Origin of the sequence: Vibrio sp. VB16 (assembly GCF_015594925.2) — a bacterium.
In the GTDB taxonomy this organism is placed as follows: Bacteria; Pseudomonadota; Gammaproteobacteria; order Enterobacterales; family Vibrionaceae; genus Vibrio.
The window spans coordinates 626,213-651,935 of sequence record NZ_CP087591.1; the positions used below are offsets into that span (position 1 = coordinate 626,213).

The following is a 25,723-nucleotide window of genomic DNA, read 5'->3' on the forward strand; positions in this document are numbered from 1 at the left end:
ACACGTCAGGCTAGATACTAAAAAGGGAGCCGATAAATCGACTCCCTTTTAAATTATGCCTCATTCAACAAACACAAATCGATGATTCTAAATTCAGGCTAACTACTTGATTCTTTTTCCGTGGCTGTTAATTCTTTCTCAGTACTTGATTTCTCAGAAAATATTTCAGCGACCGATTCTTTCTCTAAAGAACCTTTGAAGTTACCTTCACTATCAACAACAGGCAAAGAGTAATCAGAAGAGATTGTCTCGGTTAACACATCTTCAATAGCCGATTCGGGAGAGACCGTCGGAACATCTTCATATATATCAGGATGAATAGCCCCACTTGTTTCTAATGAAACCGCGGACTCTAACTCTTTCTCAGTAATAATACCTTGGAAACCATCTTTGGTGATGTGATAGCCGTAATCATGAGTCGATTTCCTCATTTGAGCTAACGCACCTTCAATGGTTGCGGCCGTTATTCTCATCGCAGGGCGTTGCATTACCGTCTCTACAGTCAACGCTCTTGCTCTGTTCACGTCCTTTACAAAGGCTTCAACATAATCGTTTGCAGGTTCAAGTAAGATTTCATCTGGCGTACCTTGCTGAACCAACTCACCATCTTTTAAAATGGCAATTCTATCACCTAGCCTTAATGCTTCATCCAAGTCATGGGTGATGAAGATAATCGTTTTTTGTAACGTCTCTTGCAGATCAATTAGTTGATCCTGCATCTCACTTCTAATCAATGGATCAAGCGCGGAAAATGCTTCATCCATGAGTAGTATTTCTGCGTCAGTGCAGAGTGCTCTTGCCAAACCTACACGTTGTTGTTGACCACCTGAGAGTTGAGAAGGGTATTGCTCTTCGTATCCCTTCAAGCCTACTGTTTCTATCCATTCGCTTGCTTTCGCAAGCCTTTCTGCTTTATCAATTTTTTGAATTTCAAGCCCATAAGCAACATTAGCGATCACTTTTTTATGCGGGAACAGACCAAAGCGTTGAAAAACCATCGACATTTTGTGACGGCGAAATTCCTGTAGCTCATGTACGCCAAATTCCATGATATTTGTGCCTTCCACCACTATCTTGCCTTCAGTCGGATCGATTAGTCGGTTGAAATGGCGAATTAGCGTCGATTTGCCTGAACCAGAAAGACCCATGATAACGAAGATTTCAGCCTTCTTAATTTCCAGGTTTATGTCTTTAAGTCCAACAGTGTGTCCCGTCTTTTCTAATATTTCATCCTTACTTAAGCCTTCCGCAATCATAGGGAGAACTTTTTTGGGATTAGGGCCAAATATCTTGTACAGACCAGAAATTTTAATTACTGACTCAGTCATGCTTCTGGTCTCCTAAATGGGCTTGAGTACGCTTTGCGTAAGCTTGTGATGCACGGTCAAAAAGAATCGCCAAGGCAACAATAGCAAAGCCATTAAGTAAACCCAATGTGAAGTATTGATTGGTTATCGACTTTAGAACCGGCTGTCCCAATCCTTTTACCCCTATCATCGATGCGATAACAACCATGGACAGCGCCATCATGATAGTTTGGTTGATACCCGCCATAATAGTAGGCATGGCTAAGGGTAATTGCACCCCAGTCAACCTTTGCCATGGGCTAGATCCGAACGCTGTCGCGGCTTCGAGAACCTCTTTGTCAACGAGACGGATACCTAAATTCGTTAAGCGTATTACGGGAGGGATAGCGTAAATAATAACCGCGATTAAACCCGGGATTTTACCAATACCAAGTAGCATAACAACGGGAATTAGGTATACAAAAGCCGGCATAGTTTGCATGATATCTAGCATTGGTGTCACAACAGACTGCACTCGATTTGAACGGGCCATTGCGATACCAATTGGTATCCCGATGGCTATAGCCAAGAAGGTACATACGGTAATAATACTAAGCGTCCGCATCGTATCCTCCCACATACCAAAGTAGCCTATAAGCAATAGCGAAACAAAGCACGCGACCGCAAGCTTAACCGAACGACTCGCGACATAAACCAAACCAGTACAGAGCAGAAGTACTATCCACCAAGGTGTACCTAATAAAAGCTTTTCAAACCAAATAAGAAAGGAGAGCAAAGGGTCAAAAATAGACTCTATTAAATCGCCATATTCACGTGAAAACTCTTTATAGGCACCATCAAGTGTTTTTCGTATTGCACGAAGACTTGAACGTTCCATTTCGGGAAAGCTGTACAACCAGCTACTATCAGCCATCTTTAATTCCTTAATGCGAAAAGAGTAACTTGTAGCAAGTTACTCTTTTTATTTTTAAATATTAACTAATTACAGCGCTGCTGCTACTTTCTCAGCCGCTTCCGTAGACAACCACGATTTCCAAACCGTCGGATAGTTTTCAAAGAAGTAGAACATGGCATCTTCTGAATCTGCCTGTTCTTGTTCCATCCATGCTAGAAGTTTGTTCATATCAGAGTTTTTAAATCCACGTTTTTCTAAATACTCCATAACCGGTTGGTTCTTTTTAGAAAACTCTGTTGAGGTGACAGTGAAGACAGGAGATGCAGGATAGGATGTAACTTTAGGCGATTCGCAACCTTCAATTGTTGTGCAACTAAAGTACTCAGCTTCATTGACCTCTGCACCGAAATCAACTTTAACCATTTCATATTTACCGAGAATGGCAGTCGGAGCCCAATAATACCCAAACCAAGCTTCTTTGCGTTCGTAACTTTTTGCGATTGACCCTGAAAGACCAGCAGCAGAACCTGGATCAATCAATTCAAAATTAGCATCAGCCAGTTTTAGTGCTGTAAATAAATTCGACGCTGAAATTTGGCAACCCCAACCGGCTGGACAGCCATAAAACCCACTGACATCTTTATTTTCTGGGTGCTTAAATAATGCGGCGTGTTTTTTAACACCTTCGATGGTTTTAAGTTCGGGGTATTGCTCAACCATATACTTTGGAACCCAGAAACCTTCTTCACCACCATCTATCAATGATGGGCCAGCAAAGACCAATCGACCTTCTTTAACGCCGGCATCAACTGCTTCTTTTACCGAGTTAGCCCATATTTCAGGCGCTATATCTGGTTGCCCTTTTTCGATCATCGATGTTGTCGTAGGCATGGTATCGCCGGGAATTAGCTCCGCATCGCAACCATAGGCATTTTCTAAAATAAACTTATCTACATTGGCTATTAAGCTAGCAGAACTCCAGTTCATGTCGGCGATAGTTACGCTCCCACACTCACTAGCAGATACGTTGGCACTAGCGAGTAAAGCGAGCGCAGCAAGTTTCAGTTTCATAACAATTCCTTTGAAAAGATTCCTTAATTAGGTTGAACAGCATACCTCCAATTTGATTAGTGTTCAAATGATTAGAGGTGTTCGCATTTCAAAGGTGGTTATAATTCACTGACAAAATGGGGCGATTACTGCAAAAATATCATAAACAATCAGATTTTCATTTCTCAACTGTTACTTCTGGATCCGTAATATTACCCAGCTCCAACACTGGTGCCACATCATAGGATTCTGCATTCATCATACTTGCTATGCGCTGTACTGAAGACAATAACAAACTTTGTTCCCATTCATCTAAGCTATGGAATTTATTGATAAAGCTTTCTTGCAAGGGTAACGGAGCATGACTAAGTAACTCAGCCCCTTTTGCGGTAAGGTTCGCATGGACTTTACGTTTGTCTGTCGTACTACGTATGCGCTCTGCTAACCCATTTCGTTCTAATCGATCTAGTATAGTTGTCGCGGTAGCTGGACTCATATTAGTATGAGTGGACAATTGCCTAATAGTCACTTCACCTAACTCTCTAATCGAACGCATGAGTATCAATTGTGGGCCAGTAAGACCCGACTCTTTGCTCAATTTTTTTGAGTGCAAATCAATCGCTCTAATAATTTGTCTCAGTGAAACCAAAACTTCTTCATGCTTTTCCAACTCGTAACTCCGTAATAATAGGGGTATCCAAAACTACAGCGAAAATAACTGACTTTATACAACTTGAAAAGCGTTGATAAAAGAAAATGCCATAATGCGCCTTAAATTAAGCTTAGGTTAACCGATACAACGACCTGTAATGATTTGTAATCGAACTATTTATAATACACTTTAGCAGCTAAAACAGAGCCACACCGTGCATTAACGGGATATTCAGTCAGAAAAAATATAAAAATGCGAATGCTATTGAACCATTTAATAGCACTAATAACGTGAGCATGTAACATACGCGAAAAATGTTGGATTAAAATACAATGTACACGAATGATTAGTATGTCTATTTCATAAAATCACTACTCGTCGCCATCACATTAAACCATAGACAAACAGCACAATATCGGTAACACAGACGGCCGTATCTGCAAGGATAGCGACTAAAAAAGCCAGCAGGACGTACCCACTGGCTCTAATATGAAATCCATCAAGCTATCTTAAGTCAGCACACCAACCTAATAACTTAACTATAGGTACCGAACGGATATACCATCGGTATTGAACAGATGTATTTTGTCTGCCGCCGCTTTCAAATGAACGGTTTCACCTTTGTGTCGATCATTAATACCCGGTATTTTGACCACAATGGCGTCTTCATGGTTTGGCACATTAATGTGAAGTTGTGTCACCTCTCCTAACGACTCAACAAAAAGAACGGTACCTGAGACAAAAGCTTCATTTTCAGTTGCTAACTCAAAATCCTCTGGTCGAATACCCAATTGCCCAGTTGTACCAACTAAATGGGTCGGTACAGGGAATGCGTAATCAGCTTCTCTTTTATTATCAAACCTAACTTTACCCGTTTCACCCCCAGCAATAATATCGGACTTAATAATATTCATGGAAGGTGAACCAATAAACTTAGCAACAAAGACATTCGCCGGATTAGTATAGAGCTCTAAAGGCGTGCCTACTTGCTCTATTCGACCCGCAGATAATACGACAATTCGGTCTGCGAGCGTCATTGCTTCAACCTGGTCATGTGTTACATAGATCATGGTTGTTTTCGGCATCTTCTCTTTTAGATTGGCTATTTCTATACGCGTTTGAACCCTTAACGCAGCATCAAGATTAGATAAAGGCTCATCAAATAGAAATACCTTAGGATTACGGACAATAGCTCGACCTATTGCAACACGCTGTCTTTGCCCACCAGAAAGTGCTTTAGGTAGGCGACCTAAGTATTCCGTCAGTTGCAGCATTTCGGCAGCTGACGTCACTCTTTGGTCAATATCCTCTTTTGATTCTTTGGCAATACGCATCGCAAAAGCCATGTTGTCATAGACCGTCATATGAGGATAAAGCGCATAGGTTTGAAACACCATTGCGATACCACGCATAGCCGCCGGTAGATAGTTCACTACCGCACCTTCGATTTCTAAGTCACCATCCGTGATATCCTCTAACCCTGCAATCATTCGCAATAAAGTCGATTTGCCACAACCAGATGGACCAACGAAAACAATAAACTCACCAATATCGATTTCTAAGTCGATACCATGAAGAACTTCAGTTTCGCCGTAGGCCTTTTTAATATTTGTTAGTTTTAAACCATTCATTGAATTCTTCTCTTAAATCAATTATTTCACTGAGCCAGCCAGAAGGCCACGTACTAAGTAACGCTGCAAACTAAAGAACACGGTTAAAGGTACCGCGATAGAAACAAATGCTGACGCCGTTAAAATTTCCCAGTTACCACCACGGGAACCTAATAGCTCTCTTAACCGACCCGTTAACACCAGTTCATTTTCGCCATTTCCCAAAAATACCGTTGCGACTAGCAGATCATTCCACACCCACAAAAACTGGAAAATAGAGAATGATGCCAGCGCAGGGAAGGACAATGGCAATACAATGCGAACAAATATCTCAAAGTCTGTCGCGCCATCTACACGTGCAGATTCAATGATCTCTTTCGGTAGGTTTGAGATATAGTTTCTCAAAAGATAAATAGCTAGCGGTAAACCAAACCCGGTATGGGCCAGCCATATGCCAAGATAGGTCTTTGCTCCCACACCAAAAAAAGCACCTATGTCGTTATACAAACGTAACAACGGTATAAGTGACATCTGCAAAGGTACCACCAATAAACCAACAACTAGCGCTATTAGCAATGGACGGCCGGGCATACGCATCCATGACAATGCATATGCAGCAAACGCGGCAATGAGAATAGGAATGACAGTAGCCGGAATAGTCACCGTCAGTGAGTTTATAAATGACTGACCAATTCCCTCCGAGGTAAGCACTTCACGATAGTTATCTAGACTAAACTTAGGTGGGATATTAGCGGTAAAGAAAACCCGTTTTCCACGAGACCCGGTAAAAGGTTCTGGTGATGTCATCGTATACTGACCAGTCGCACTTACAGTAAGAGTTTGACCTTTACGCATGGGTGCCAACGTCCCAGGAAGATACGCCGTCGGCGCTTTAGATATCCAACCGAACATCCTCACATCAACATCTTTCCCATCTTCGCCAATCGACCCTTTCAAAAGATAGACACCATTTTCCTGCACCTGAGTATCTGGGTGTGCAGTCCGTCCAATAAGATTTTGGTCCGATGCCGACAATGCCGTCCACCAGCCTGAAATCGCGAGTTGATCTTTATCTCTAAAAGAAGAAATCAACAGTCCTGCGGTTGGCAGCGTCCACAAAACCACGATAAGCAAAACAGACAGGTGTACCAAAATCGTTAACGGAGAGCGCCTTAATTTACTGAGGCTAAGCTTTGCACCTGACATTTAACGACCCTCCATTTGTGCATTGGCTTGGCGAATATTCCACACCATAACGGGAACAACAGCGAGCATAATCACCACCGCAATAGCGGCACCTCTTCCGAAGTCACCACCGCCTCTAAACATCCAATCAAACATCATATTGGCCAATACTTGCGTGTCCCATTGCCCATTAGTCATAGCTAACACAATATCGAACACCTTTAATACCGTTATCGTAATCGTTGTCCAAACAACCGCTATCGTCCCCCAAATTTGAGGAATCAAAATTTTGAAAAAGATCTGAATGCCATTCGCACCATCTAGTACAGCAGCTTCCACCGTTTCTTCCGGAATACCACGAAGAGCAGCAGATAAAATAACCATTGCAAAACCCGTCTGAATCCAAACAAGAATGACCATTAAAAAGAAGTTGTTCCAAAAAGGAATGGTTATCCATGCCTGCGGTGTCCCACCAAAATACTCGACTATTGCATTCAATATACCAATCTGCTCGGATCCTTCAGCGCGGAAATCGTATACGAATTTCCAGATAATTGATGCGCCTATAAAGGAAATAGCCATCGGCATAAAGATCAAGCTCTTGGCAATGTTACCCCAACTGATTTTATCGGTCATAGCTGCGATAACAAGACCAAAGAATGTAGAGGCCGCTGGCACCACGAGTAACCACAGAAGATTGTTAAAGAGAGACTCACGAAATTCACGGTCATTCACTAACCACATATAATTTTTTAGGCCGACAAAATCCTCTCCCGATCTATCGCTTAATGAAAGCATAAGCGAATCAAATACGGGGTAAACTAGATACAATCCTAAAAAACTTAATGCTGGACCAAGAAACAGCCAAGGCCGCACCGACGCCGCTAGACGAATATTTTTCGCCATTTGCCTATTGGAAACACCGCGAGTCGGAAATATTAAATTCAGTAACATGTTGCTACCAAAAAAGTAAAACACACAGCCAGTAACACCGAGGACCATGATAAAGAGGGAGGAATATAACTGATCCATAACAGCCTCACTAAAGAAAACAAAAAACCAAATTGGGGAGAATCTCCAACGATCTGACAATTAATCATAGTGGAGATTCAACCAGTACAGATGTACGTAACGCGAACGTTTAAAACAACATTAAATACAAATGTACCCGCCAATTATTCCAACAAATTACTTAATTGCATCCCAAGTATTTTGGATTTCGTCCGCAACCTCTTTAGACGATTTGCCACCACTGTAATCAACCATTCCAGTCCAGAATGACCCCGCCCCGATTTTACCAGGCATTAAGTCTGAGCCATCAAAACGGAATGTCGTTGCACCAAGAAGAATTTGACCTTGTTTTTTTAATGCTTCGTTTGCGTACGCATCAAGATTTGCACCTTTAAACGGAGTCAAGAATCCAGACTGTGCCATCCATATTTCGTGAGCAATTGGTAAACGAAGGAACTTCATAAATTCTCTCGCTGCTTTTGAATCTTTGGTCACACTCCACATTGTTCCAGCACCAAGAACTGGTTTACCAAGGTCTTTACTTTCATAAGCTGGGAAGTAAAAGAAGTCCGCATCTTCACCCAATTTCGTCCCTTCAGGGAAGAAACTCGGTATGAACGACGCTTGGCGGTGCAAATAACATTTAGCCGGAGAGCTAAACATGCCTTTAGGGCTATCACGGAAATCGGTTGCTGCAACAGCACGAGAACCACCATCGACATATTTATCATTTAAAAACCAGCCAAATTCATCAATGGCTGCGATCACTTTAGGATCGTTAAATTTAAGTTCATTTTTTGTCCATGCATCGTAGTCAGCCGGAGATTGAGTACGTAGCATCATATCTTCTACCCAGTCAGTAGCTGGCCAACCAGTCGCACCACCACTACCCAACCCGATACACCACGGTGTCTCTCCATCGGCAACGATCTGCTTTGTTAATGCCTTTAATTCTTCCATAGACTCTGGAACGTCATAACCCGCATCCTCAAAGTTTTCTGGCACATACCAAACTAGAGATTTCAAATCGACCTTGTAAAAGAAGCCATATAGGTGGTCTTTGCCTTGTTTATCAGCAAAGGTACCTAGATCAACCCATGAAGTACCAGCTGCATAGTTGTCCTTGATCCATGGTCCCCAACTCTGCTCTAGGGGTGTTAAAAACCCTTTAGAAGCGAGATCAGCGGCCAAACCGGGCTGCGGAAAAATAGCGATATTAGGCGCACTTCCTGCCTGTACATCAATCGCAATTTGTTGTTCGAAAGAATCAGAGCCTGCGTATTGAACATCAGCACCGGTCGCCGCTTCAAAATAGGCAATGACACTTTGAACTAATTCTTTATCTGGACCCAACCAAGGGCCGCGGATAGTAATAACTTCACCTTGCAGATCCACTTTCTTTAAGTAGTCGTAGCTTGACCAATTAAAGCGACCATCATCTCCAGGTGCATACTTAAGGTCAGCAGCCATAGCAGATGAGGAAAGTATCGCCAGAGCCACTGCGCTCATTAGTAGAGTAGTTTTCATTGGTTCGAACTCCATGTCTTTAGTTACTATTATTCTTTTGTCTTCACGTTAAGACTTAATCGTTTAAGTCCATTCAAGTACAGTAGACTGCATTTACATAACCGACCAATTTTCAGTCAATAATTGCTAAATAGATCATATAATTTGGTGATATTGCGAGCAATTCGTGACAAAGCTCAAACTAACCATGAATAATACAACAATCGTATTTCTAAATATTACTTAATCGTTCTAGAATCCCATAGTACCTAAACTTTAGGTCGACGAAATTGGGAAAGCAACATGAAAGCGAATAACATAAAAAAACCAACGCTTAAGATTGTCGCGGCAAAACTTGGCGTTTCAACCGCCACCGTTTCAAATGCGTTCAACCGTCCAGATCAGCTATCGGCTGCTTTAAGAGACAGAATCCTGCACCAATGTGATGAACTGGGATATACCGGTCCGAGCCTAACCGCTCGAAGCTTACGCACAGGAAAAACAGGGGTGATTGGGGTTTTGTTGGCGGATAGTCTTTCTTTCAACTTTACCGACCCCGTTGCGACGGAATTTCTAGCCGGTATCTCTCAAACCCTAGATGCGCAGCACGTTAATATGTTATTGCTGCCTTCCAACGCCGAAAATTATCAAAGTACGCAGGTTGAAACGATCCCAGACTGCTTTATTGTGTACGGAAGGCCAGTAGATTCCAGTATAATCGAACGTATTCAACGGCAAGGTAAACCATTAATTACCGTTGATTTTACTTTAGAAAACACCCCGTCCATCGGCATTGATAATAAAAAAGCGGCGTATGACATCGCTTGTCACGCACTGAAGGACAGCAGACACAAAACGCTTATTTTGGGTCTGCGACTCGAACCCTCTTTATCGCTTTCGCTCGCGAACTTCGATAGCCTTTACACAAGCGATGAATCCATTTCACGCTGTCGTTTCGAAGGTTATAGAGAAGCACTTGCGGAGGTCGGTCATGAGTTAACCACGCAAGATGTTTGGCAGATTCATCATTTAGAACCGGAATCCTTAAAAACCATCTTAAGAGGTGCACTTACCGCGCCAGATCATGTTGACGTTCTACTGTGCATGAGTGACAAGATTGCGTTGGCCGCTCTAGACATCGCCCATGAGCTAAAATTAACTATCCCAGACGAATTAAAGATCGTCGGTTTTGATGGAATTCCTGAAGCAAAAGAGAAAGGACTGACGACCATTTCGCAACCTCTATCTGAAAAAGGAAGAGTGGCCGCACAGATGGCGCTAAACCTCATTCCATATGAATCTGTTGAGCTACCGTTCCAACTAGTGAATCGTCACAGCAGCTAATTTAATCAAACGCCTGCTTAAGGAGTAAGTACCCATGAGTAACGAACAACTCGAAAAACGTTGGTGGCACGATGCCGTCGTTTATCAGATCTATCCGCGTAGTTTTAACGACTCAAACGGGGACGGTATCGGTGACATCCCAGGCATTATTGAGAAACTCGATTACATCAAGCTGCTTGGGGCCAATGTCATTTGGTTAAGTCCAGTATACAAATCACCGATGGACGACAACGGTTACGACATTTCCGACTATATGGAGATTGCACCAGAGTTTGGCACCATGGCCGATATGGACAGCCTTATCGCACAAGCGGAGGTACGTGGCATCAAGATCGTTATGGATTTAGTGGCCAATCATACATCCGACGAACACCCTTGGTTTATTGAATCCAAAAGCAGTAAAGATAACCCTAAACGCGATTGGTATATCTGGAAAGATCCAAAAAAGGATGGCAGTGAGCCAAACAACTGGGAGTCATTCTTCACGCCTAAAGCGTGGAGCTTTGATGAAAGTAGTGGCCAGTACTATTGCCATCTTTTTAGTAAAAAACAACCCGACCTTAACTGGGCAAACCCAGAAGTACGCGATGCAATCTATAACATGATGCATTTCTGGCTTAAGAAGGGGCTCGGTGGTTTTAGAATGGATGTTATCAATATGATTGGGAAACCCTCAGACTATCCCGATGCAACCATTTTTGATTCTGGTGTCGCTGGTTGGGAACATTGGTCTAACAACCTTCTCGTTCATCAATACCTGCGCGAAATGCATGAAAAAGTACTCTCACATTATGATGTACTCTCTGTTGGTGAGACACCATTTACCACCACGTTAGATGGTCGGTATTACTCACATCCAGATCGAAATGAAATGAGCATGATATTTCATTTTGAACACATGAGTATCGATCGAGAAGAGCATAATGCCGTGCGTAAACCTTTTGATTTAGTTGAGTTTAAATCCATTATGTCTAAATGGCAGAATGACCTCTATCAAAAGGGATGGAACAGTTTATATTGGAGCAATCATGATCAACCACGTGCTGTTTCGCGCTACGGAAATGATAGCCCTGAATATCGTATCATTAGCGCCAAAATGCTAGGCACAGTACTTCACATGATGAGTGGGACACCTTACATTTATCAGGGTGAAGAGTTAGGAATGACCAACAAGTTCTTTGCTAACATTGATGAATACGACGATCTAATGGCAAAATTCCATTATCAAAAAATGTTGGACAGCGGTATTTCACAACAAGACGCGCTCGATTTCCTAAATTACTTCTCACGTGACCACGCCAGAGTCCCACTTCAGTGGAATAAAGAGACGAATGCTGGGTTTACAACCGGAACACCTTGGTTGGCGATGAATAAGAATTATGTTGATATCAATGCAGAACAATCAACAGACGATGAGAACTCCATATTTCATCATTATCGTAAGCTTATCGCACTGCGTCAGGGTGACAAATACAGTGATGTTATCATATACGGTAAACATCAATTACTTGACGAAAATGACACAGATGTATATGCATTTCTGCGTTTTTATGATGGTAAAACACTACTGATCGTTGCCAACTTCACCGATGAACATCAAATACGACATTACGACTACCAACTTAAAAAGGTTATCATCAACAACTACTCTGATGAATGTGAATCGATACAAAAAATCACGCTTAACCCTTACCAAGCGTATATCTTCAGCGTTGAATAACACGTAGCTTTAGTGAGGAAGTCATTGGCATAGTGAATTCATACCAGAGCAATGACGCCTCACACTAACGCAACTGGTTTCGCAGTCGACGGCGAGATCACAAATCATTCAATCAAACGCTAATGTGTGTCCATGTATTGAAAAGTGAGTTGCAACATGAACAATAATCTTTATTATTCATGTAATAGGGATGATAAGCTTCAACAGATATATACACTCAGGAGTCGATTAAGTGAGTGCTCAACGTTCAGAAAAAAGACAACATAAAATAGATGTAAAAGAGTCTCCGGCTATCGATGGCAATGAAAGTACGATCAATAGTACTGATGCTATTGATATGGTCGACCACGGTAGTGAACTTACTATTAATTTGACGACACCTGTTGGTATCAAATATATGGGTAAGACCAAGTTCGTTGGTACCCACTCAGATAACTTTATCCTTATGGAAATACCAAGTATATCCGAAGAGGATCAAGACTATTTCTTCCAAGAAGGATTCTGGATGAATATCAGGGCTATCTCTCAAAAGGGAGAAGGTGCTCTTATCTATTTCCGCACGCAGATCATGCATATTCTTAAAGAGCCAATCCCGATCATTTTGGTTTCTATTCCCGGCATGATGAAAATCAACCAGCTGAGAAAAGAGCCAAGGTACGATGTAGCACTCAGAGCTCACGCCGAGGTTGGTCAGACTAAAATTGAGTGTGAAGTAAGGGACCTGTCTAAAGGCGGATGTCGATTCATTACCAGCCCTATAGGGAAGAAATATGATGTCGGTGAAGAGGTTATGATCAACATCAGTACACCGCCAAACTCTAAGGTCAAACTGCTTCCGCTGTACGGCACTATATGCAACTTACAATCTTCTATGCACTACGCCAAGTATGGGCTTAAGTTCAATGAGACTGGTACGACCCACGTTAAGAGTTTGCTTGGTCTACTTAAATTCGATGGTGTCAAACTTACCTTAAAGCTTTAATAATTTATCCTTGAGTGATCATAAACAAAATAAAGGCCTAGGTTGATGGTAGCGAATTGATACACATCACCCTAAGACCTTACTATTTATCGCGTCATTTGCGCAAAGCATTCAATTTAGCTTGAGCGATTCCAAATATAGTATCTATAGGATAGCTTCCCTCTTCGCTCGGCTCTCCCGCAGGTTTACCAGTAAATAGCTCTATGGCTTCAGACACGTGATCAATGGCCCAGATGAAAAATTCCCCTTTATCTACTGCTTGTACAATGTCTTTACGTAGCATTAGGTTATGAATATTCGACTTAGGGATAATTACCCCCTGATTTCGAGAGCGCCCTTTCACTCGACAAATATCGAAAAAACCTTCAATTTTCTCGTTAGCACCACCAATAGGTTGTGATTCACCAAATTGATTCATTGAACCTGTAATCGCAATATCTTGCCGATTGGGCTGTTTAGAAAAGGCTGAAACCACCGCGCAAAACTCAGCCATACTCGCACTATCACCATCAACACCACCGTAAGACTGTTCAAAAGTAATGTTAGTCGTCAAAGGAACCTTCGCTGTTTTACCAAACACAGAGGCCAAATAAGCAGACAAAATCAGTACCCCTTTGGAATGGATACTACCACCCAAGTCAACATTCCTTTCAATATCTATAACTTCGCCATCACCATAAGATGTCGTTGCGGTTATTCTATTGGCAGCACCAAACATGTAGTCACTTGTCGATAATACGGATAGCGCATTAACCTGACCAATAGCTTCACCTTCCGTGCGAATAAGGGTGGTGCCATTAACAAAGCTTTCCATTACATCGTCTTGCAAGCGACTAACGCGCATTTTCTGATTATCAAGCGCCTTCTCTACATGGTTAGCGCGGATCAAGTTTGAACGTGCATTTCTAGCCACATAATTAGATTCTCTCAACAAGTTAGCAATGTGAGCAGAATGAAGCGACAGCTTATTTTGATCTCCTGCGCTGCGCGAGCTGTATTCGATAATTCTACCCATCGCCTTTTTATCGCAATGAAGCATATTATTGTCGTGCACAATACTGGATATAAATCGTGCATAGTGCAGTTCCGAGTCAGGAGTCCGTGACATTTCGTCTTCAAAATCAGCGGTCACTTTGAACAATTCACTAAACTCTGGATCATAATGTTGCAGTAACTGATAGGTCCGATAATCCCCAAACAGAATGATTTTCACATCCAGTGGGATAGGCTCAGGGTCGAGCGAGACGGTCCCCGTCAGCGTCACCTCCTTCTCTAGTGAAGTAAAACTCAGTTGCTTGGATCGAAGCGCTCTCTTCAAGCCATCCCACACATAGGGTTGTTCCAACACTTTTATAGCATCCATCAGCAAAACACCGCCGTTCGCCCGATGTAAACTGCCCGCTCTGATCAATGAAAAATCGGTAAACACGGTCCCTTTAAATGTCGCGGTCTCTGTATACCCAAATAAGGAATGATAATTAGGATTTTCTTCAACAATGATAGGGAAAGCATCAACACTTTGGCTGACCAGAACATTGATCTTGTATCGACGAGGCAGCTTCTTGTCTAAAGACGCGGCAGCAATTTCACCTTGCTCATCACTTTCCTCCAAAAATATTTCGACATTCTCGACAATATCTTTTTGTAAATCCGTTAGGTATTTCTTAATTTCGCTGAATCTCGCGTACTCTTTTTTAAGTGCCTTAATGAAGTGAGTAATCACATCTAACGTGACATCATCATTCAATTTTTGAATTTTTTCGCTGTATGTCTCTTCCCATTCAGTCAATTGACGAACCATAGAGCGAAGCTGTATCTCTAAGGCGTCAATATTTTTACCAAACTGGTCCTGATCTTTTTTTGTTAACGCATCAAACGTTTCTTCGGTATGTTCTTTTTCGCCATCCATCGCTATAAACTGGTAATCCCCCTGCGTGGTAAGAGTTAAGCTTATATTCTTATCTTTGGCGATTTTACTAATATCTTCTAGTTCACTTTCCTGTTTTTTTGCAAGCTGACTTTTTAACTTTTCAGCCCGCGTAAAATACATTTCATTATCAAAAGCCAACGGTATCGCTTTAATTAACTTCTCCATCAATTTTTCAATATCGTGCTTAAATTTGTTCCCCATACCAATTGGGAGTTTGAGTACTTTTGGTGTTCGAATGTCTTCAAAATTAGCGACATAACACCAATCAAACAACGAGTTAATCTCGTGTTGGTGTCGATTCAAATATCGCAATATCATGGTGCGCTTACCTAGACCATTTCGACCTATAGCATAAATGTTGTACCCTTTGTCCTTAATAGACATCGCAAATTCAACCGCTTTCTGCGCTCTCTCTTGTCCAACTATTTCATCTAAAGGTGGTAACTCCTTAGTCGACTTGCAGGGCAACTTTTCTAGCGTTGCCACATGATAAAGTTGAGAAGAATGCAGTGGAGTTATTGGCATAATCACCTCCTGTGATAATTTATGTAATAGGTATCTTTTCAGTGTAGATGCTTTTTCATTACATTTTAGTGCGTTACACAACAATTGAGTTCTAAGTGGTTAATATTGCATCAATTTAACTTCGCTAGCCGCAGATATAGACAGAAAAGGTCAGTGTTAACACAAATGTAAACGTGATGTCGCTTCGAAAAATATGTAACAAGACGATATTGGTCACAGTATGTTCACTCGAAATAAGACCAATTCTACCCAAAATTCACTACAATATTATCTGTTTATCTAAGGTCCAAGAAGCAGATAATATGCGTGATCAACTAAGAGGAATCAAACTCGAAGCAATGGCGGATATTCGCCAATCAAGAAAAAAGAAATTGTTGATCACCTTTTCTTCTATTGCTCTTGTCCTTCTCTATCCGTACAGCATCGTAAACTATATTGCAGGCAAGGAACTGATCGCAGAATTTAATCTTGTTGCCGCTTTATTTTGCTCTATGCATATAGTTTATCTCTTGGTGGTCAAAAATACCCAACACAGCCCGCTTGTCCCTTCTGTGGCCTTGCTTTTGAATGTGTTTATCAATATTTCTGAACCCAATGGCACCATTTTTTGGATCTATCCTATTGTCGCTGCCATTATAATGATCAATGAGTTTACAGCTGCCATCATCTACACTGTTGTCTTTTTTATCGTGACAGCAGCAATATTGGCTTTCCACGCGACCAATTCTGTCGACTATCTTTCGTTACAAAACCTATCAGAAACCACTTTTTTATTATCCATGTTTACACTTTGCCTTATTGCACTTATATCAAATTATGGCTATAAAAACGCATCCGATTATCTGCAAAGTCTTTACCAAGAGGGGATTGACCAACTCGCTTACCGAGATAGATTAACAGGCTTAGCGAATCGCTGGAGTTTTGAAATATGGTCAAAAGAGAAACTAAAAATAGCAGACTCGCAGTATAGTATTACCGCACTACTGTTTGTGGACATTGATAACTTCAAAAACATCAATGACACATACGGTCACGATAGCGGTGACAAACTATTACAGCTTTTTTCTAAGCGTATCATCGGCAATATGAGAGCCGCTGACCGCATAACCCAAAAAGATGATTACTCTGTCGCTCGTTACGCAGGTGATGAATTCATGATTTTATTGCATGACGTTCCAACGCTTGATGACATACAGCGAATCGTGCATAGGATCAATATTCTGTTTGATGATGAACTCAATCAAACAGAATTGGCCGCCCATCTTACGTTTAGTATTGGAATTGCCTTATATAAGCAAGATGCAGACAATTTAGAAGACCTGATACGATGTGCCGATAAGGCGATGTATAGCGCTAAAAATTCAGGGAAAAATCGTTATCGATTCTATCATTCCTCGCAAAATAACCCTGCAGATAAGAAAATCGTTAAACTCAATATTGTTTAACCATGGTTAGCTACTTGGAAACATAAACAGTACCCAAACCCAAAACACACCCAACGTAATAGACCACATCAACACTCTCCAAAAAGAAAGCTCTGGTACCTTTATCTTCCGTTGCGATTTTTCTAACTGTGCCTGTTGTTGTTGAGCTTTAGCTTGGGCGATCGCTTTGGCTCTCAACTTCTCAGGATGAATGACCGCATCATATAACTCGCGCTGCTCCCTTTTCTCTTCAGCTTTATTCGCTACATCGGAAAAGCGCTTACGTTGGTTATTGGTAAGTTCCTTATTTGGATCGTAGGGTTTACCAGGGTCAGTATGCATGCGTGTAACAGCCATATATTCCTCCCTTAAAAAGTTATCTATAACTTACAGTATAGACGCCAATCACAAGCAAAGTCATGTTACAGATAGACAACATATTAATATGGTGCCAAGAAATAGTAAAAAGCATTGTTGATGCAATGAGTCAGGCGTCAATAGGCATTGAAGCACATTACTACGTGCACGAGGGCGTTTTGAGTGTTCAGTAGGAAGGTATTCCTATTATTCACAAATTTACTTAGCTTCAGATAACATAAAAATGGCACCCATTTGGGTGCCATTTTATTAACAAGGCAACATTAAAACTCTTTCTTAATGTTATGCCCTTTCGGTAACTGGTGAGCAATACCTTTGTGACAATCGATACAAGTTTGACCTTGTTCCTCTGCCAAATTATGTATTTGCGCCGCTACAGGTTTCTGCTCTACGTAATCCATGTACTCAAAGTTATGACAGTTACGACACTCTTGAGAGTCGTTAGCTTTCATTCGGGCCCATTCACGCGTCGCCATTTCAAAACGATGTTCTTCAAACTTTTTGCGTGTGTCGACAACACCAAAAACTTTCCCGTATAGCTCCTTACTTGCTTGGATCTTACGGATCATTTTTGGAACCCATTCTTTCGGTACGTGACAATCCGGACAGGTTGCACGAACACCAGAACGGTTCGAATAGTGAATGGTACCTAAGTACTCTTGATATACATTATCTTCCATTTCATGGCAACCAATACAAAATTCTTCTTGGTTTGACATCTCCATACCGGTGTTAAAACCACCCCAGAAGATAATACCCGCAATGAAACCAACCGTTAAAAGCGTTCCAAGAGCCAAATGACTCGGCTTGGTAAACCACGCCCATAGGCGTTTAATCATTCCCATACCGCCCCCTACTGGCCAAATTTACCAGCTGGTTTGAAATCATTAGCGACCAGAGGTTTCGCGTCAACTTGTGTTACGTGACACTGCAGACAAAAATAACGGCGTGGCGCTACATCAGTCAACATTTTATTATCACGATCCATGTAGTGAGTTGGACTCACACGTGGCGCTCCAGTTTTGCGATAAGTACTCACATCATGGCACTCGAGACAACCATTATTACTTACATTCAGTTGCACTTGAACCGTTGAGTGTGGGATAAGTGGTGGTTGGTTTACATAATCCAACGCCAGCTTATCTTGTTTTTTGGGTAACTGCTTAATAGTAGATACCTCATTATTATCGCTTATATTCTGATCGCCGCGAAGTGATGTCACTTCGGCGAATGCTGCCGTACTTACAAAAGCCGCCAGCATTGCAGACACGACAAACTTACTCTTCATATTTAGCTCCAGTTCTTATTCTAAATTCGAATACTTTCTCAGCACAGACATCAATACATCGACCGCATGAAATACAATCCTGACTCATGATTTTCCTGTCGCCCTCTTTCAACGGTTGCCTTAATATTTTTGGTTCCGGACAAACGTTGTAACAGTCCATACAGTTATTGCACTGCTCCCTGTTGGTCGCAGTGACACGCATTAGACTATAGCGACCGATAACACCATAAGTGGCTCCTAACGGACATAAGTGACCACACCAAGCATGCTCAACCAAAAGCAAGTCAATAAGGAACACTAGAAGGATTAACACAGAACCGGCACCAAACCCGAAAATAATACCTCGGTGAAGGGCTGATACTGGGTCTAACCATGTCCATAAAAGTGTGCCTGATACAGCACTACCTATTAGGATTGCTGCTAATAACCAATAGCGCAGTGAAGATGGCCATTGATAACTTGCTTTAAGTCCCGTTTTTCTTCTTATCCATGCGGCCAAATCTGTTACCAGATTCATCGGGCATACCCATCCGCAGAACATTCTTGGTCCTGCAATAGCATAAAACCCTGCAACAACTATCCCGCCGAGAATCGCTGTAGTTTCAGGCCAATAACCTGTTGCCATCGTTTGAAGCAATAATAAAGGGTCGGACATAGGAACCGTACCTAGCAACACGCTAGAAGATAAATTCCCTTCCAATACACCCCACGTTGGACCCATAACAAACAGACCAATTACCGAAAGCTGACACAGTCGACGTAAGATTAAGAATCGATAGGCACTCCACCAACCGAACTTTTCTCTTGCTTCTTTACCTGCATCTTTTGCCAGATTTTTTACGCTCTTAGGTTTCATTGCCATCACAAACCTCCTTTATTAATGCCATCTGGGTTAATACCATCTGGATTACCAAGGGGTTTACGATTTGGTAAATCGAGCTGCTCTGGAATCAAACTTTCACCGCCATGTTTCGCTTTCTCTTCCCAACCTAAGCGATAGTGGTGACCTAATTCACCTTTTGCTAACGCGATTGGAACAACCTTGATTGCCGTTTCTTCAAGCACACATGCTTGTTCGCATTTACCACAACCAGTGCATTTATCTGACACTACGGTTGGGATAAAACTTGCATGAACGCCCGTACGTTGATTACGTATTGGCTCTAGCGTGATTGCTTCATCAATCAATGGACATACTCGGTAACAAACATCACAACGTAACCCTTGCCAGTTCAAACATGTCTCATGGTCTATGAGAACAGCGGTTCCCATTCTCGCTTTCGTTATATCGGTTAGCCCTTTATCGAGAGCACCACTTGGGCACTCAACCACACAGGGAATATCGTCACACATCTCACACGGAATATTTCTCGCGGTGAAATAAGGTGTTCCAGTTCCCACTGGAGACAACATTGTCGCCAGCTTTAAGGTGTCATAAGGGCAAGCTTGGACACACAAACCACATCGTAAACAAGCATTTAAGAACTCTTGTTCTGCTAATGCACCGGGTGGCCGAATAGGCACACCGGACGTATTAGCGGCTTTACTTTGTGTGGTTTGCAACCCAAGTACTGTCGTTGCGGCACCAACTCCAACCGCTGTACGAATGGCGTCTCGCATGAAACGCCTTCTACTTGCAGATGGCAAAGAATGTAAGATTTTCATTCTTTACTGCTCCATAACAACAACTAGGCTTTTCCGATCTTAACCGCGCATTTCTTGTAGTCCGTCTCTTTTGATAGTGGATCAGTCGCATCAAGGGTTAGCTTGTTGGTTAACTGACTAGCATCGAAAAACGGCATAAATACGAGGCCTTGCGGTACCTTATTACGTCCACGAGTTTCAACGTGACTGGTAACTTCACCACGACGCGAAGCAATAGTTATTGCGTCTCCACGGCGTAAACCACGTTTCTTAGCGTCCAATGGGTGCATATAAACAACAGCATCCGGGAAGGCGCGGTACAACTCCGGCACACGACGGGTCATAGAACCTGTATGCCAATGCTCAAGTACACGACCTGTACATAGCCATAGGTCGTACTCTTCATCTGGAGATTCCGCTGCCGGCTCGTAAGGAAGCGCAAAGATCACAGCTTTCTTATCTGGTTTACCGTAGAACGAATACTCTTCACCTTCATTTACATATGGGTCATAGCCTTCAACATAACGCCATAAGGTTTCTTTACCATCAACCACAGGCCAGCGAAGGCCACGAGCTTTATGATACATATCGAATGGTGCTAAATCGTGCGCATGACCGCGACCAAAGTACGCATATTCTTCAAACAAACCTTTTTGAACGTAGAAGCCAAAGTCACGAGACTCATCATTCAATTGGCCTTCCGCTAATTCATCAACGCTGAATTTATTCACTTCACCATTTTCGAATAGAACTTGGAATAATGTCTTACCAGCAAGCTCTGGTTTCTTATCGATAAGTTCTTGTGGCCAAACCTCTTCTACTTTAAAGCGTTTGGAGAACTCCATTACTTGCCACATATCTGACTTAGCTTCACCCGGTGGTGAGACTTGTTGACGCCAGAACTGCGTACGACGCTCTGCGTTACCGTAAGCCCCTTCTTTTTCTACCCACATAGCGGTTGGAAGAATAAGATCAGCAGCCATCGCCGTAACCGTTGGATACGGATCAGAAACAACGATGAAGTTCGCTGGATCACGATAACCTGGAAGGCGGTCTTCGTTCATGTTCGGGCCAGCTTGCATGTTGTTATTACATTGGACCCAGTAAGCATTTAGTTTACGGTCTTTCAACATACGATCTTGTAGAACCGCGTGATAACCAGGTTTTGCCGGAATAGTGCCTGCAGGAATATTCCATTTGGTTTCACACATTTCACGGTGTTTAGGATTCATTACCACCATATCTGCTGGTAAACGGTGCGCAAACGTACCAACTTCACGAGCCGTACCACATGCGGAAGGCTGACCAGTTAGCGAGAACGGCCCACAACCCGGCTTAGAGATCTTGCCGGTTAACAAGTGAATGTTATAGACCAAGTTGTTTGCCCATACTCCACGAGTATGTTGGTTGAACCCCATTGTCCAATAAGACACAACTTTAACTTTAGGATCAGCATACATTTCAGCAAGTTCTTCAAGCTGATCTACTGGTACACCTGAAAGCTTAGAAACGGTTTCTGCATCATAATCAGCGACGAATTTTGCATAGTTCTCAAAAGACATTGGCGTCGATTTTTTGCTACCTGGATTCTTTGCCGCTTTTTCAAGTGCATGAGTAGGACGCAACCCATAACCTATGTCGGTCTCACCTTCACGGATATTAACGTGCTTATCCATAAAGTCTTGGTTCACCTTATTATTAGAAATAATGTAGTGAGCGATGTAGTTAAGAATCGCAAGGTCAGTTTGTGGCGTAAAGATAATCGGGTTATCGGCTAACTCATAAGAACGATGCTCATAGGTAGATAGAACCGCAACACGTACATTCTTATCAGACAAACGACGGTCAGTTAGACGCGACCAAAGGATCGGGTGCATTTCCGCCATGTTTGAACCCCAAAGTACGAATGCATCTGCGTACTCTAAGTCATCATAACAACCCATAGGTTCGTCCATACCAAAGGTACGAGCAAAACCGACAACCGCAGACGCCATACAGTGACGAGCGTTAGGATCGAGGTTGTTAGAACGGAATCCCGCTTTAAAAAGTTTTACTGCGGCGTAACCTTCCCAGACAGTCCACTGACCAGAACCAAACATGCCCACGGCAGTTGGTCCTTTTTCTTTCAGTGTTGCCTTGAATTTCTCTTCCATTATATCGAAAGCTTCATCCCAACTTACCGGGGTAAATTCACCTTCTTTATCGTAAACACCATCGGTTTTACGCAATAACGGTTGAGTCAAACGGTCATTCCCGTACATGATCTTCGGTAGGAAATACCCTTTAATACAGTTCAAACCACGGTTTACTGGTGCGTCTGGGTCACCTTGAGATGCTACTACTCGGCCGTTCTGCGTACCGACTAGAACACTACAACCAGTACCACAGAAACGGCAGGGTGCTTTATCCCAATTTACTTCATTATCTTTTCCAGCAGCCTGAGCAATCGATGTTGGAAGTATAACTCCCGTTATCGATGCCGCAGCAACCGCTGCATTTGCCTTCAAGAAACTTCGTCTACTGACACTCATTTTTGCTTCCTCAGTCAAGCTCAACTTGCTCATCCATTTGATGGAAAACCAGAGTTGCCGCTAGCACCCCTGGCAATAGTTTAATTTTATCAAAACGATCCGCGAGGCTGTCACGACTATCACCTTCGATAACCACAACTAACTTGCCCACTTCACTTGTTCCAGGGACTTCAGTTCCTGGCATTGCCTCTATTGCAGCTTTCACCGCTTCGAGTTTGTCAGCGGCGGCGTGCACCGCTAAACTGCTCACGTGATAACTCATCTATGCTTCCTGTTTTATGCTTTCCATTTTATACATACCGATTGCATCAGATGGACATGGCTTGATACAGCCTCCGCACCCAGTACATTCAAATTCATTTATTAATGGCTTTGCACTTCCACCCACTTGAAGGCGGAATTTAATTGCTGAATATTCGCAATTATCACCACAAACTCGACACTCAACACCTTGTATCGACAAACACGTGTCATTAATTTTTGCGACTTGTTTCCAAGGTTTTTCAGTCCGCGAAACAAGAGGTTCAGCTCGTGGAGAAAAAAGAGATTCGGGACATGTATCTGCACATTTTTCGCAAAAGGAGCATTCACCTTTGCTAAAATCGACTTCAGGAAAACCTCCGTCTCCCTGAATAATGATGGCGGTTTCGCAGACGTCTAGACACTTGTTACAACGACTACATCCAGCGATAAAAGTCTGTTCATCGACAAGCCATGGCATCCGTTGAGGTGCTTGTGTATCTAATTGCGCTTTTGGTATTCGGCTAAACAAACGACGCCGTGCTAAATCGACCAAAGCTTTCCTCTGTAAATGACTGTAACAATTATATTAGTGACCAAATTAACAAACGTCTTTAAGTAGACATTTTTGTTAATATTTTTATTTATTCATTATAACTTTAGTCTAAGATGTGGGTTCGGCTAATAAATACCTACAAAGAGGTAATTAGCTTGTGAACTTGAGCAAGATCAATATTTATTATCGCTTTAGTTCACACAATAACCAATTCTATTCCATGCTCAATCGGGGGAAATTTAATTGCGACGTGCTCAGATTTCTGTAACGAAAACAATTGCAAGAGCAATGATAATCATTCTCCTTTTATCGGTAATATCAACGCTGATTACATTGATCTCGTTATACTCCAATTTAGATGATGCCGAAGCCATAAATATTGCGGGTTCGCTTCGCATGCAGAGCTATCGCTTGGCCTTTGATATAGAGACACAATCGGTCCTATTTTATGATCATATTATCAGCTATGAACGTTCTCTAAACTCCCCAACGTTACGAGCAATTGAAAATTGGATAACGCCAGATTCATTGGTAAACAATTATCAACATTTATTGGAACGCTGGGAGGCACTACACCCAGCCCTGTTATCAGAAAACAAATTTTCCTACTTAGATGAAGTTGCCACATACGTCAATCAAATCGATATTTTTGTCTATGAGCTGCAGAAATTCTCTCAGCTTAAACTACAAATTTTATCTCTCGCTTATGGGTTGGTTTTTATACTTATTTTAACGGTTGTTTCATATGTCATCTATTTTTCTCAGAAAAAGATCGTAAAACCACTGAGACAATTGATGGTCGCAAGCAAAGAAGTCCAATCAGGTAATTTCAGTTTCAAATTGAGAATTAGAAGTCAAAATGAGCTTGGTGTATTAGCTGGCGCTTTTAACGGAATGTCCACGGAGTTAGAAAAATATTATTCTGAGCTTGAACAAAAAATATCTGAAAAAACTCACCGTTTAGAGCATGCTAAAAACTCCCTTGAAGTTCTCTACGGATGCCAACAAGAACTTTCTGTCAGCCATCTTGGAGAAGAAAACTTTAAGAACATACTCTCTTACTTACAAGCAACGGAAGGAGTGACTGCGGTACGTCTGGTTGTTAAAGAGGCACATGCAGAATGGGACCTTTTGGTCGGCGACGCAGATAACTCTACTTGGCATGTTGAACCGCTAAAAATTGATGGCGATATAATGGGAAAGCTCGAATGGCAGTTCATCCTCCCTTGCCCTGATCAAGAGCTCATCGCTAACGTAGCCAATATTCTTGCTCGCGGTCTATACTATAATAATACTCAGAAACAGACCCAACAACTATTGCTAATGGAAGAGCGCGCAACCATTGCCAGAGAGTTACACGATTCTATTGCACAGTCTCTATCTTACTTAAAAATTCAAACTACGTTACTCAATCGAAGTATCGCGAAGCCAAATATGGAACTTGCGGGAGAGACCGCAAAAGAGATAGATACGCAACTGAGTGCGACCTACACACAGTTACGCGAATTGCTCAGCACGTTTAGATTGACGATTGGCAAGGCAAATCTAGAGGAAGCATTGCAAGAACTACTTAAACCGTTAGAAGAACAGACAAAGGCGAAGATAATTCTAGAAAACACACTTGCATCAATATCTCTTCGTGCAAACCATCAGGTACACGTGATACAGCTGATTAGAGAAGCGGTACTCAATGCCATAAAACACGCAAATGCATCTGAAATAAAGATAAATTGTCACCAACAAGATCGATCAGTTAATATCAGTATTGTTGATAATGGTAACGGATTCTGCACTAGCATTGAAAAGCTGAATCATTACGGTTTAACCATCATGTCTGAACGCGCCGATCGTCTAAATGGTGAGCTCAAAGTATTTAGTAGCCCGGGTGAAGGCTGTACAGTACAGCTGCTTTTCCCCCTACAGATGTAGATTAACCTGAACTCGT

Annotated in this window: 22 protein-coding genes; 5 read left to right on the forward strand and 17 right to left on the reverse strand. The window is 42.1% G+C overall.

The window, feature by feature from the left end; genetic code table 11:
* Positions 1 to 98 precede the first annotated feature (98 nt).
* From IUZ65_RS19335 to IUZ65_RS19370, 8 genes are all read right to left on the reverse strand, one after another.
* The gene (locus tag IUZ65_RS19335; RefSeq protein WP_195705657.1) at positions 99 to 1,328 is read right to left on the reverse strand and encodes a quaternary amine ABC transporter ATP-binding protein; all 1,230 of its coding nucleotides are present in this window, start codon (positions 1,326 to 1,328) and stop codon (positions 99 to 101) included.
* Complete coding sequence (locus tag IUZ65_RS19340) at positions 1,321 to 2,220, reverse strand: ABC transporter permease (protein ID WP_195705658.1); 900 nt, start codon at positions 2,218 to 2,220, stop codon at positions 1,321 to 1,323. The genes IUZ65_RS19335 and IUZ65_RS19340 overlap by 8 nt, the downstream gene beginning before the upstream one ends.
* A gap of 69 nt (positions 2,221 to 2,289) precedes the next feature.
* Positions 2,290 to 3,273, reverse strand: a complete 984-nt coding sequence (locus IUZ65_RS19345; RefSeq protein WP_195705659.1) for an ABC transporter substrate-binding protein — start codon at positions 3,271 to 3,273, stop codon at positions 2,290 to 2,292.
* Positions 3,274 to 3,430: 157 nt separating this feature from the next.
* Positions 3,431 to 3,922 (reverse strand): MarR family winged helix-turn-helix transcriptional regulator, encoded by a 492-nt coding sequence (locus IUZ65_RS19350; protein WP_195705660.1) that lies wholly within the window; start codon positions 3,920 to 3,922, stop codon positions 3,431 to 3,433.
* A 521-nt stretch (positions 3,923 to 4,443) separates the two neighbouring features.
* Complete coding sequence (locus IUZ65_RS19355; protein WP_195705661.1) at positions 4,444 to 5,535, reverse strand: ABC transporter ATP-binding protein; 1,092 nt, start codon at positions 5,533 to 5,535, stop codon at positions 4,444 to 4,446.
* 21 nt (positions 5,536 to 5,556) lie between these two features.
* Complete coding sequence (locus tag IUZ65_RS19360) at positions 5,557 to 6,720, reverse strand: carbohydrate ABC transporter permease (protein ID WP_195705662.1); 1,164 nt, start codon at positions 6,718 to 6,720, stop codon at positions 5,557 to 5,559.
* Positions 6,721 to 7,731, reverse strand: a complete 1,011-nt coding sequence (locus IUZ65_RS19365) for a carbohydrate ABC transporter permease (RefSeq protein WP_195705663.1) — start codon at positions 7,729 to 7,731, stop codon at positions 6,721 to 6,723.
* 156 nt (positions 7,732 to 7,887) lie between these two features.
* Positions 7,888 to 9,237, reverse strand: coding sequence for an ABC transporter substrate-binding protein (locus tag IUZ65_RS19370; RefSeq protein ID WP_195705664.1), 1,350 nt, complete (start codon positions 9,235 to 9,237; stop codon positions 7,888 to 7,890).
* Positions 9,238 to 9,519: 282 nt separating this feature from the next.
* On the opposite strand from IUZ65_RS19370, the gene IUZ65_RS19375 reads away from it, so the two are divergent.
* From IUZ65_RS19375 to IUZ65_RS19385, 3 genes are all read left to right on the forward strand, one after another.
* Positions 9,520 to 10,560 (forward strand): LacI family DNA-binding transcriptional regulator, encoded by a 1,041-nt coding sequence (locus tag IUZ65_RS19375; RefSeq protein ID WP_195705665.1) that lies wholly within the window; start codon positions 9,520 to 9,522, stop codon positions 10,558 to 10,560.
* Positions 10,561 to 10,594: 34 nt separating this feature from the next.
* Positions 10,595 to 12,280: a glycoside hydrolase family 13 protein gene (locus IUZ65_RS19380; protein WP_195705666.1), complete on the forward strand. Its 1,686-nt coding sequence runs from the start codon at positions 10,595 to 10,597 to the stop codon at positions 12,278 to 12,280.
* A gap of 232 nt (positions 12,281 to 12,512) precedes the next feature.
* Entirely contained in the window at positions 12,513 to 13,262 is a 750-nt protein-coding gene (locus IUZ65_RS19385) for a PilZ domain-containing protein (protein ID WP_231363627.1), read from the forward strand.
* A gap of 94 nt (positions 13,263 to 13,356) precedes the next feature.
* Here IUZ65_RS19385 and IUZ65_RS19390 read toward each other — a convergent pair whose 3' ends face one another.
* Positions 13,357 to 15,717 (reverse strand): Lon protease family protein, encoded by a 2,361-nt coding sequence (locus IUZ65_RS19390; protein ID WP_195705667.1) that lies wholly within the window; start codon positions 15,715 to 15,717, stop codon positions 13,357 to 13,359.
* 302 nt (positions 15,718 to 16,019) lie between these two features.
* Here IUZ65_RS19390 and IUZ65_RS19395 point away from each other — a divergent pair, with 302 nt between their 5' ends.
* A complete protein-coding gene (locus IUZ65_RS19395) occupies positions 16,020 to 17,162 on the forward strand; it encodes a GGDEF domain-containing protein (RefSeq protein ID WP_195705668.1) in 1,143 nt (380 codons plus the stop codon).
* 6 nt (positions 17,163 to 17,168) lie between these two features.
* On the opposite strand, the gene IUZ65_RS19400 is transcribed toward IUZ65_RS19395, so the two are convergent.
* The 8 genes from IUZ65_RS19400 to napF form a co-directional block, all read right to left on the reverse strand.
* The gene (locus IUZ65_RS19400; RefSeq protein WP_195705669.1) at positions 17,169 to 17,498 is read right to left on the reverse strand and encodes a hypothetical protein; all 330 of its coding nucleotides are present in this window, start codon (positions 17,496 to 17,498) and stop codon (positions 17,169 to 17,171) included.
* Between the two features lie 284 nt (positions 17,499 to 17,782).
* Positions 17,783 to 18,364, reverse strand: a complete 582-nt coding sequence (napC, locus tag IUZ65_RS19405) for a cytochrome c-type protein NapC (protein ID WP_195705670.1) — start codon at positions 18,362 to 18,364, stop codon at positions 17,783 to 17,785.
* Between the two features lie 8 nt (positions 18,365 to 18,372).
* The gene (locus tag IUZ65_RS19410; protein ID WP_195705671.1) at positions 18,373 to 18,807 is read right to left on the reverse strand and encodes a nitrate reductase cytochrome c-type subunit; all 435 of its coding nucleotides are present in this window, start codon (positions 18,805 to 18,807) and stop codon (positions 18,373 to 18,375) included.
* Complete coding sequence (gene napH, locus IUZ65_RS19415; protein ID WP_229638251.1) at positions 18,797 to 19,669, reverse strand: quinol dehydrogenase ferredoxin subunit NapH; 873 nt, start codon at positions 19,667 to 19,669, stop codon at positions 18,797 to 18,799. The genes IUZ65_RS19410 and napH overlap by 11 nt, the downstream gene beginning before the upstream one ends.
* Complete coding sequence (gene napG, locus IUZ65_RS19420; protein WP_195705672.1) at positions 19,669 to 20,472, reverse strand: ferredoxin-type protein NapG; 804 nt, start codon at positions 20,470 to 20,472, stop codon at positions 19,669 to 19,671. The genes napH and napG overlap by 1 nt, the downstream gene beginning before the upstream one ends.
* Positions 20,473 to 20,495: 23 nt before the next feature.
* The gene (gene napA / locus IUZ65_RS19425; protein ID WP_195705673.1) at positions 20,496 to 22,982 is read right to left on the reverse strand and encodes a nitrate reductase catalytic subunit NapA; all 2,487 of its coding nucleotides are present in this window, start codon (positions 22,980 to 22,982) and stop codon (positions 20,496 to 20,498) included.
* 10 nt (positions 22,983 to 22,992) lie between these two features.
* On the reverse strand, positions 22,993 to 23,244 hold the full coding sequence (locus IUZ65_RS19430) for a chaperone NapD (RefSeq protein ID WP_195705674.1): 252 nt from the start codon (positions 23,242 to 23,244) through the stop codon (positions 22,993 to 22,995).
* On the reverse strand, positions 23,245 to 23,778 hold the full coding sequence (gene napF / locus IUZ65_RS19435) for a ferredoxin-type protein NapF (RefSeq protein WP_195705675.1): 534 nt from the start codon (positions 23,776 to 23,778) through the stop codon (positions 23,245 to 23,247). It lies immediately after the preceding gene.
* Between the two features lie 243 nt (positions 23,779 to 24,021).
* On the opposite strand from napF, the gene narQ reads away from it, so the two are divergent.
* Positions 24,022 to 25,707: a nitrate/nitrite two-component system sensor histidine kinase NarQ gene (narQ, locus tag IUZ65_RS19440; protein ID WP_195705676.1), complete on the forward strand. Its 1,686-nt coding sequence runs from the start codon at positions 24,022 to 24,024 to the stop codon at positions 25,705 to 25,707.
* Positions 25,708 to 25,723 lie beyond the last annotated feature (16 nt).